The sequence below is a fragment of the Streptococcus caledonicus genome, from assembly GCF_042656225.1.
GTDB classification, from domain to species: Bacteria; Bacillota; Bacilli; order Lactobacillales; family Streptococcaceae; genus Streptococcus; species Streptococcus caledonicus.
Window position 1 is genome coordinate 1 of sequence record NZ_JBHSOJ010000028.1, and the last position, 9,019, is coordinate 9,019.

Annotated in this window: 5 protein-coding genes and 1 pseudogene; 5 read left to right on the forward strand and 1 reads right to left on the reverse strand. The window is 37.9% G+C overall.

Translation table 11 applies throughout. The features are described 5' to 3' along the window. Positions 1 to 289 precede the first annotated feature (289 nt). On the forward strand, positions 290 to 1,948 hold the full coding sequence (locus tag ACFPQ3_RS09740; protein WP_156807226.1) for a carboxylesterase family protein: 1,659 nt from the start codon (positions 290 to 292) through the stop codon (positions 1,946 to 1,948). A 288-nt stretch (positions 1,949 to 2,236) separates the two neighbouring features. Then, positions 2,237 to 4,147, forward strand: coding sequence for a beta-glucoside-specific PTS transporter subunit IIABC (locus tag ACFPQ3_RS09745; RefSeq protein ID WP_156807227.1), 1,911 nt, complete (start codon positions 2,237 to 2,239; stop codon positions 4,145 to 4,147). 443 nt (positions 4,148 to 4,590) lie between these two features. Here the strand turns inward: ACFPQ3_RS09745 and ACFPQ3_RS09750 are convergent, their stop codons facing one another. Continuing rightward, positions 4,591 to 5,694, reverse strand: a complete 1,104-nt coding sequence (locus ACFPQ3_RS09750) for an LPXTG cell wall anchor domain-containing protein (protein WP_156807228.1) — start codon at positions 5,692 to 5,694, stop codon at positions 4,591 to 4,593. Positions 5,695 to 6,518: 824 nt separating this feature from the next. Between ACFPQ3_RS09750 and ACFPQ3_RS09755 the strand changes: the two genes are divergently transcribed. The 3 genes and pseudogenes from ACFPQ3_RS09755 to ACFPQ3_RS09765 all read left to right on the forward strand — a co-directional run. Further along, positions 6,519 to 7,139 carry a phosphate-starvation-inducible PsiE family protein gene (locus ACFPQ3_RS09755; protein ID WP_156807229.1) on the forward strand — a complete coding sequence of 207 codons (621 nt, stop codon included), beginning with the start codon at positions 6,519 to 6,521 and terminating at the stop codon, positions 7,137 to 7,139. 128 nt (positions 7,140 to 7,267) lie between these two features. Next, positions 7,268 to 8,617 carry a glucose-6-phosphate isomerase gene (locus ACFPQ3_RS09760; protein ID WP_156807230.1) on the forward strand — a complete coding sequence of 450 codons (1,350 nt, stop codon included), beginning with the start codon at positions 7,268 to 7,270 and terminating at the stop codon, positions 8,615 to 8,617. A gap of 141 nt (positions 8,618 to 8,758) precedes the next feature. After that, a pseudogene (locus tag ACFPQ3_RS09765) lies at positions 8,759 to 9,019 on the forward strand (IS30 family transposase); the annotation flags it as partial.

A 9,019-nucleotide genomic window follows, 5' to 3' on the forward strand; every position in this document is an offset into this window, starting at 1 on the left:
AAAGTAGAGGACGACCAATGGATGTAGGCAATTATATCCCTTTCAAAAATCGTTCCAAAGCACAAAAAGACTATGAGAAGTTTTTCATGCGTTTGACGTGCCCACTTTATAAAAACGCTTGCAAAAGAAAGCGCTTTATAATAAAATAGAAGTGTAAATAAGGATTGTTACTGGTAAGCAGGCAAAACCTAGAAATTTCAAAATACAGTCGCTATTTTTGTAGTGCTGTCATTTGGATTTTCTAGGTTTTTTAGTTTGCCATAACAGCCCAATATAAGGAGGCAATCTTATGGATTGGAAAAAAATTATTGCTCTTGGGCTATCAAGTATGGTTCTAGTCGCTTGTTCCAATAATCGTTCGACGGAAACGAAACAAACCTTCAATCAATCATTGACGCAAACCGTTGCTAGTGGTAGTCTTAAAGGTAAAGAGGACTCAGAGAATAAGGCGTTAGAGTGGTTAGGGATTCCGTATGCTACAGCAGAGCGCTGGAGTGCACCTAAAGAAGTTGCAAAATGGAGAGAAACTTATGATGCCACTCAGTATGGTGAAAAAGCACTGCAATTTTCAAACGGAGAAGTTACTGGTAGTGAGGAGGCATTAAACTTAGATGTTGTCAGACCAAATACGGATGAAACAGAATTACCTGTCATCGTCTTTCTTCATGGCGGAAATAATCAAACGGGCCATGCACAAGAGATTAAAGGAAACACTTTAGTTAATGACCTGAATGCGGTTTATGTTTCTGTCAATTACCGCTTAGGTCCTCTTGGCTTTAATCCGCTGGAGGCTTTGAAAACTGGAAATGATGAGGAAAATTCAGGGAACTATACCTTATTAGATATTGCTGCAGCTCTTGATTGGGTCGAAGAAAACATTGAGTCATTTGGTGGAGATGCTGATAATGTCACACTTACTGGCTTCTCAGCTGGAGGACGAGACGTCATGTCTACCCTTATTTCTCCATTATTTAAGGGGAAATATGACAAAGCTATTTCTTTTAGTGGCGGTATGACCTTGGCAGATACCGAAGAAAGCCAAGCCATTTTCGCGACAGCTATTGCACCTTTAGTAGTAGAAGATGGCATTAAAGCAACCGAAGAGGAAGCAAAGAACTGGTTACTAACCTCAGATGGAGAGGCACTAGAGTATTTAAAATCTGTCTCTGGAGATCGCTTGGTCGCTCTTATGGGAAATGCGATGATCCGAATGAAGGCGTTCCCTCATCTATACAAAGATGGGGTAGTTATACCTAAGGAAGGTTTTGAAAGCAAAACCTATAATGATGTGCCAATAATGTTAATTACAGGAACAAGTGAATTTTCATTATTCTCAGCCTTTGACCTACGCTTTGCGAAAGATTTTTCAAGTGGTGATTTGTTTAAAAATACTAGTCAATTAGCGGAATTAACCTATGCAGAGACTTACGGGAGTGCCTTGTATCGCCTATCAAATGGTGTCGAAAGTGCACGTAAGATGGCTGCTAACTATAAATCGGATATCTTTATAGGCGAAATTGCCTATGGTGATAATGCTAAGGTGACGCCAACTTTAGCAGCTTCACTTGGAGCCTTCCATGGCATTTTTGAACCATTACTTCAACAACCTTCAAACTATGCCACTTTTATTGGAGAAGACTTTAACACAGAAGGGGCTCAGGATTTAGCCAAACAATTCAAACATTATCTGAAAAATTTTGTGAGAACGGGAAACCCTAATGAGAAGTCTTTGACCAATTGGACAGCATGGACTGATAAAAATAATGTGCTTCGTTTGGATGCTGATCAAAAGAAAGCCATTATAGAAGATACCGTTGATGCAGAAACAGCAGAAGACATTCTCAAAAAAATGGCAGAGGACACGACATTACCTTCTGATCTGAAGCAAGAGCTTGATACTACTGTTTTGAATGGACGTTGGTTTAGTACGGTGATTGATAAGAAATAGGAATAAGGAGATAGCTCTGGGCTAAATGATTAGCTTAGAGTTATTTTTTATAATTTTTTCAAAAAAACGCTTGCAAAAGAAAGCGGTTTAGGTTATAATTGAAACATAGTTAAGGATTGTTACTGGTAGGCAGGCAAAACCTAGATAAATACAAGATAATAAGATACTCTTTTTAGGGTACCTGTATTGTTTGGTATTTGTTTAGGTTTTTTCTATTTTACCTAGCAGTTTCTATCATGTTTAGACCTGATCACCCTAAACATATCACAAATCAAAAGGAGATTCCCTATGGCTAATAAATACACAGAATTAGTTACGGATATTTTAGAACACGTTGGTGGTAAAGAAAACATCAACTCAGTTAAACATTGTGTGACACGTCTTCGATTCCAGTTGAAAGATGAGTCAAAAGCAGACGACGATTACCTTAAGCAACGTGACGGAGTTGTGACGGTTGTTAAAGCAGGTGGTCAGTATCAGGTGGTTATTGGAAACCACGTCCCTGATGTTTATGCTGAATTTTTGAATGTCAGTGGATTGTCAGGGTCAGGAAGTTTAGATATTAATGAAGGAGATGCTCCTAAAGGTAATCTGTTTGACCGTTTTGTTGATTTAGTCTCAGGAATTTTCCAACCATCTCTTGGTGCTCTTGCTGCTGCTGGGATCATCAAAGGTGTTGTGGCTATCTTAGGGGCAACACTTGGATGGAGTGCTGATAATAGTGCGCTATATGCGATTTTAAATGCTGCGGGTGATGGCTTCTTCCAATTTTTACCAATCGTATTAGCATATAATGCAGCTAACAAATTTAAAATGAACCCATTTACAGCAATGGCGATTGCAATGGCCTTGGTTTACCCAACGCTTCCAACTACTGTTGTTACGTTGAAAGAAGCAGGCCTTGACCATGTCTTTGGTATTCCATTTGAATTACCATCATCAGGTAGTTACCTTCAAACTGTAATGCCAGTCCTCTTAGCTGTTTGGGTAGGATCTCAAATTGAGAAAGTAATGAAAAAAATCACACCAGATGTGGTTAAAGTTTTCGTTGTTCCTTTTGTGACAATTATTCTAACAGTTCCATTGACTTTCTTAGCTGTTGGGCCGGTTGCTAATATAGCTTCTGATTTACTTTCAGTAGCATTTACTTCTGTTATGAACTTCAGCCCTATTGTCTATGGAATCTTGCTTGGTACATTGTGGCAAGTATTGGTAATGTTCGGGCTCCACTGGGCTTTGGTGCCACTTGCAATCTTACAATTTTCACAAAACGGATGGTCAAATATTCTTATTGCAGCTGCCCTTCCTAACTTTACTCAGACAGGTGTTTTGGCAGCAATCTTATTGAAATCTAAAGAAGAAAAAGTTAAAACTCTTACTGTTCCAGCACTTATTTCATCAATCTTTGGTGTGACAGAACCAGCAATTTATGGTATCACTCTTCCAATGAAAACCCCATTCTACATTTCATGTGCGGTATCAGGTTTGATTGGTGCAGGATTATCATTCTTTGATCTTAAGAACTACGCAATGGGCGCATTAGGAATCTTTATGTACCCTGGTTATGTTAGCCCAACCGAGGGAATGACACCAATGTTTATTCTCATTGGCTTCTCAGTAGCAGCAATTCTTATTTCATTTGCTATCCAAATGGTTGCTCCAGTTCCTTACCTTTATGGTGGGCCAGAAGTTGCGCCTGCAAAAACTGAGACCGTTGAACCAGTAGCAGAGCTTAAAGAAGTTCAACAAGAAATCATTGCTAGCCCACTTATCGGTAGACGTGTTGCGCTTACTGATGTTCCTGATCAAGTATTTGCTTCAGGAGCAATGGGGAAAGGGATTGCGATTGATCCAACAGATGGTACAGTAGTAGCACCTGCTAAGGCAGAAGTAACTCTTCTTTTCCCAACAGGTCACGCCATCGGTCTTCGCACTGAAAATGGTGCTGAAATCCTTATCCACATTGGTATGGATACAGTTTCTCTAGCAGGTAAAGGCTTCAAGTCATTTGTTGCTGTTGGTGATAAAGTAGAAGCAGGCCAACAATTGCTTCAATTTGACCTTGATACGATTCGTGCGGCAGGTTTACCTGTTATCACACCAATCATTGTAACCAATACAGGCGATTTTGATGACATCCTGACTACTCAAGAATATAACTTGAATGCGGGAGACTACTTGTTAACAACGGTAAAATAATAAATGAAGATCTAATCTGCTTGCTACGCAGGTTAGATTTTTGATTTGTAGATATTTTGAACTACATGACGTTCATAATTTATTTGAGCTTTATTTTTAGGGAGGCACGACGAGGAAAAAGGTATTTATACTGTTATTTACTATCATTTTTACTAGCATTTGTTCTAATGTAGTATGGGTGCTTAAAATTTCCTTCATTCCTCCCTGCTTCATGACCAAATAAAATACTGGTTATGGCGCTTCATTGCTCAAAATGATTGTAGACAATACTGGTAAGAGGACATTATGAAGCAACCAGATATTGAAAGGAATTGTAACACTAGGACAATTTCTCTTAAATAAGATTTTACTTAATGAAAATCACACCGTAATTTTCTCGTCTTGAATAATACCAAGGCAGAAAATAAATTACGGTGTGTTCTTGAAGTTATTTTGTAATTAGATTAATTCATGTTACGACGACGTCTGTTGAGTAATATACCTGATAATCCCATGCTAACAATGCCGACAATCAGTTGGGGAGTAGCACTTTGATCACCTGTTGTTGGAAGAGTCGGAGAAGACTTGGTGTTTTGTACAGTATGACTTGTAGGTGTCGCTTTAGTATGACTTGTTGATGAAACTTTTTCTAGATTCGTTGGAGTTACTGGAGCTGTTGGCGTTGTTGGAACTGGGGGTTGAGTCGCAGGATTTAATTGAGCTTTTAAATCTGTGATACGAGCATCAAGTTCTGTAAAATCATACTCAAGAGCAGGAACAAAGTTATTTCCCATATATTGTCCAGCAATAAATGCTAATGTCTTTAAGTCCTCGAAGGCAATATTAGGATTTTTAAGTCCTTCGGAGTATTTTTCAAAAGCTTCTTGTGTTAATGTATCACGCTTGGCTTTGGTGGCTACATTATCAGCTTGCATATCTAAGATTGTTTGTTTACCAACTTCTAAGATAAATAGCTCTTCTTCTGGAGAAAGTAAGGCCTTTGGATCAGCTTCCTCTTCGTATTTATCAATAATTGCTTGCAGTTCTGCTTTGCTAGAATCTTTAGTAAAATGGTAGTAATCCCAGAGTTGTTGGAATCCAGCATTGGCACCATAGGCATATGATACCATTAATTCAGTAATCTTTTTATCACTGTCAGTAGCATTAGGGGTTTCGGTTGCAACTTTATAATCCGTTTCTGATTTTGAAGTTAACTCGCTAAGAGAGTTTTTGACCTCTTCTAAAGCAGGTTCGTATGTATTATTAAGATAATCAAGTTGCACTTCTGCTGTAACTAATTCTTTTGTTGCTTCTGTCAATTCTGAGCGGTAGGTTTCATCTTGTAAATTACCAGCTTCAGCAGGTGTTGCCGTCTCTGCTTGAGAATTAGTATCAGGAGTAGCTTCGCTTGGTGTAGGTATAGCAGAGCTTTCAGAAGTTATCGTATTGGCTTTGGCTTGTTCTCCGGTTAGTACAAATGCTCCCAATGTCAATACTGTTGCTATAGTTCCGACACCTAATAATGATAAGCGTTCGTGTTTTTTTCGGTTGGGTTGTAATTTTTTCATTGATAAATCTCCAGTATATAGTTTCTTTTTATGCTTCAATTATACAATATAAGATACCATATTTCAAACATAAACTGGTAAAAATTGAAGTTATAGAAGAAGGGAAATACGCATATATTTTCAGTTTTTTCAAAAAAGTTTACATTTAATCTTTTTGTCAAAATGAGATAATTAATAGTTTTTGTTCGGAAATTATTTTCTTTTTCAGTGATGCATCAGTAATAACTTGATTTTATGGCTAAATTTAAAACCAAAAGTTGATTAACAGTTATATGGTAAAAAATAATCGTTTGAGTACGGCAAGCACTCGTGATGGTAATAGTTATTATTTTAAATGTTAAGCGCAGTAAATACGATGGTTGTGTCTTTCATCATAGTGTTGATCTCTGTCAGCGGTAGGGCACAAGAAAGATTGCTAAAACTGATTTTGTCAGCTTATTTCCAACCTAAAAAGATACCTCGACCTTTTAGAATCTCTCGTTACTGAGGGAGGCTAAGAAAAATAATTTTCTGTATTCGAACTAGTCTAATAATAAACTAATCGGATAAGCTGTGAATTATTAGATGGAAATATTTGTTTTTATACTTAGTTAGAATAATAAATGTCACGTTTATCATCGTCAAATGGAGGAGCTTAGAAAAATTAGACAGTAATTTTGAATAAACATAATAAGCTTTTAAAATTGCTAATGCATGTTTGTAAAAATGAATAAGGCCATATCTATTTTATTCATGTTATAAGTCTTGATTTTGATTACCATCTCACTCGCTAATTTGGTTATAATAGGGTAAAATGAGAATATCAAGTACTAAAGGGAAAAACAATGCGAAAATTTTTACAAACTACTCTTTATGAATTATCTTTCTACGTTGAAATTTTGATTTCTCTGATTCTTGTATTGGTTCTTTTGGCTTTAACGGGACGTCTTTTCGTTGATCTAATGTCTATTTTTAATAGTAGTGCAAGCATTGGAGACTATCTGCAAAATTTTCTTAATCAAGCCATGTCCATTGCCATTGGTGTTGAGCTGATTAAGATGCTTAGTAAACATACGTCAGGGACCATTGTTGAGGTCTTGCTCTTTGCAGTAGCGCGGCAACTTGTGATTTCGCATGGTTCGGCACTAGATACGCTTCTAAGTGTTTTGGCAATAGCTGCGCTGTTTGCCACACGCAAGTATCTTTTTATCAGTTTTGATGATGCTAGTAGCATTATTGTACGTGGGAGTCAAAAAGTTCGCCTGGTAAATGTGATTGCCAAAGTGAATCTTAAACCCAATGAAAAAGGAGAATTACTTCGTGACTTTATGGTACGCCACTTAGAAGCAGAAGAAAAAACAGTAGCCGTAGGTGCGTCAGTTTACTTTACAGAGGTCGCTTTGCGGATTGATAGCATTAAAGATGGGAAAATAACGCGTGTAGAAGTGATTAAATCATCAATATGATTTTCTGAAATATTTCTGAAAATGTGAAAATAAATATGAAAGTTATCGATATATAAGAAAATGATTGAAAAATGCGTCATAAAACGATATCATAGTACAAGATTTTAGATATTTAAGAGGAGAAGCTAATGACACATATTACATTTGATTACTCAAAAGTTTTAGAAAAATTTGCTGGTCAACATGAGATTGACTATTTGCAAGGACAAGTCTCAGCAGCAGACAAATTATTGCGTGAAGGTACTGGTCCTGGTTCAGACTTTCTTGGTTGGAGTGATCTTCCTGAAAACTACGACCGTGAAGAGTTTGCTCGTATTCAAGCAGCTGCTGAAAAAATCAAGTCAGATTCAGAAGTCTTGGTTGTTATCGGTATCGGAGGATCTTACCTCGGTGCGCGCGCAGCCATTGATTTCTTAAGCAATCACTTTGTAAACCTTCAAACAGCTGAGGAGCGCAAAGCTCCACAAATCCTTTATGCTGGAAACTCAATCTCATCAACTTACCTTGCTGACTTGGTTGAGTATGTTCAAGATAAAGAGTTCTCAGTTAACGTGATTTCAAAATCAGGTACAACAACTGAGCCTGCGATTGCTTTCCGCGTCTTCAAAGAGCTTTTGGTAAAAAAATACGGTCAAGAAGAAGCAAACAAACGTATCTATGCGACAACTGATAAAGCTAAAGGTGCTGTTAAAGTTGAAGCTGACGCTAATGGTTGGGAAACATTTGTGGTTCCAGATGACATCGGTGGCCGTTTCTCAGTCTTGACAGCAGTAGGACTTCTTCCAATCGCTGCATCAGGTGCTGATATAACAGCCCTTATGGAAGGTGCTGCAGCAGCACGCACAGCTTATTCATCAGATAAAATCTCTGAAAACGAAGCTTACCAATACGCAGCAGTTCGTAACGTGCTTTACCGTAAAGGTTACTCAACTGAGATCTTGGTCAACTATGAGCCATCTCTTCAATACTTCGCAGAATGGTGGAAACAATTGGCAGGTGAATCAGAAGGAAAAGACCAAAAAGGAATTTACCCATCATCAGCGAACTTCTCAGCTGACCTTCACTCACTTGGTCAATACATCCAAGAAGGTGCTCGTATCATCTTTGAAACAGCTATCCGTGTTGACAAACCACGCAAAAACGTGATTATTCCAGAACTTGCTGAAGACCTTGATGGCCTTGGCTACCTCCAAGGTAAAGACGTTGACTTTGTTAACAAGAAAGCAACAGACGGTGTTCTTCTTGCACACACAGATGGTGATGTACCAAACATGTTTGTGACTTTGCCAGCGCAAGACGAATTCACCTTGGGCTATATCATCTACTTCTTCGAGCTTGCCATTGCTTTATCAGGTTACCTCAACGGTGTTAACCCATTTGACCAACCTGGTGTTGAAGCTTACAAGAAAAACATGTTTGCCCTCCTTGGAAAACCAGGTTTTGAAGAGCTTTCAGCAGAACTTAACGCACGTCTATAATTAAGGCTAATCTCTCCTTTTTTGAGGAGGGATTTTTAGTATATTTTAGATTCCCAATTTGTCAAATTAAGCGAGACAGAAAAAAGCCATTTATGTTAGTCTCAGATAAACACCACATTTTTCTGAGAGGAACTAACATAAATGACCTACACTCATCTTACCACAAACGAGCTTGTAATGATAGAGGCTAACTACCAAGAAGGAATGGCAGTTAGCGCTATTTGTCACTCTCTCAAAAGATCAAAACAAACTATTTATAAGATTATTGCTTATTTTAAGGCTGGACATACTGCCTATGATTCCTATGAACACTACAAAGCTAACAAGCAGCGTTGTGGTCGTCGTAAAACCCAACTCACTCAAAATGAACAAACATTTATCCCAATGCATTTAAATCGCGAC

What these genes read in the sequence shown, in the direction of transcription:
- ACFPQ3_RS09755 (WP_156807229.1), top strand. Translation starts at nt 6,519, where the DNA reads ATGCGAAAATTTTTACAAACTACTCTTTATGAATTATCTTTCTACGTT.
- ACFPQ3_RS09740 (WP_156807226.1), top strand. Translation starts at nt 290, where the DNA reads ATGGATTGGAAAAAAATTATTGCTCTTGGGCTATCAAGTATGGTTCTA.
- ACFPQ3_RS09760 (WP_156807230.1), top strand. Translation starts at nt 7,268, where the DNA reads ATGACACATATTACATTTGATTACTCAAAAGTTTTAGAAAAATTTGCT.
- ACFPQ3_RS09750 (WP_156807228.1), bottom strand. Translation starts at nt 5,694, where the DNA reads ATGAAAAAATTACAACCCAACCGAAAAAAACACGAACGCTTATCATTA.
- ACFPQ3_RS09745 (WP_156807227.1), top strand. Translation starts at nt 2,237, where the DNA reads ATGGCTAATAAATACACAGAATTAGTTACGGATATTTTAGAACACGTT.